Source organism: Herbaspirillum chlorophenolicum, assembly GCF_001189955.1.
Classification (GTDB): domain Bacteria; phylum Pseudomonadota; class Gammaproteobacteria; order Burkholderiales; family Burkholderiaceae_D; genus Herbaspirillum; species Herbaspirillum chlorophenolicum.
In genome coordinates, this window is the sequence record NZ_LFLT01000166.1 from 1 (window position 1) to 589 (window position 589).

Genomic DNA, 589 nt, shown 5'->3' on the forward strand with positions numbered 1-589 from the left:
CTCTGTGGCCTACGATACACAAGGCTGGGTCGGTAATTCGTACGACAAGTTCTACGTCAAAGCCGAAGGTGATATCGAACAAGGCCGCGTGGGCGATTCCCGTACCGAGTTGCTGTGGAGTCATGCGATTACGCCGTATTGGGACAGCCAGCTAGGACTGCGCGTCGACGTCGGCAGCAATAGACCAGGCCGCAATTGGCTCGCTTTCGGCGTTCAGGGATTGGCCCCGTACTGGTTTGAAGTGGAAGCAACTGGCTACGTTGGAGAACAAGGGCGTACCGCCTTGCGCCTGGCCGCCGAATATGAAGTATTGCTGAACCAGCGCTGGGTACTTCAACCCCGCATCGAAGCCAACTTGTACGGAAAAGAAGATCCAGAGCTTGGCATCGGGCGTGGCCTGTCCAGTGCCGCCTTTGGTGTTCGACTGCGGTATGAACTTTCGCGTCAGTTCGCCCCTTACGTCGGCATCGAACGTACCCAGAGTTTTGGCCGTACAGCCAGTTTCGTACGTGGTGCCGGCGGCTATGTCGGTGAAACCAGGCTTGTGGCCGGCGTACGCATTTTGTTCTGAGTCTCCACTTTTATAACT

Annotated in this window: 1 protein-coding gene; it reads left to right on the forward strand. The window is 56.4% G+C overall.

Going from position 1 to position 589, the window contains the following annotated elements:
- Window positions 1-571, forward strand: a 571-nt coding sequence (locus AKL28_RS23720) for a copper resistance protein B (protein WP_197091102.1), incomplete at its 5' end; no start/stop codon positions are given.
- Window positions 572-589: the final 18 nt, after the last annotated feature.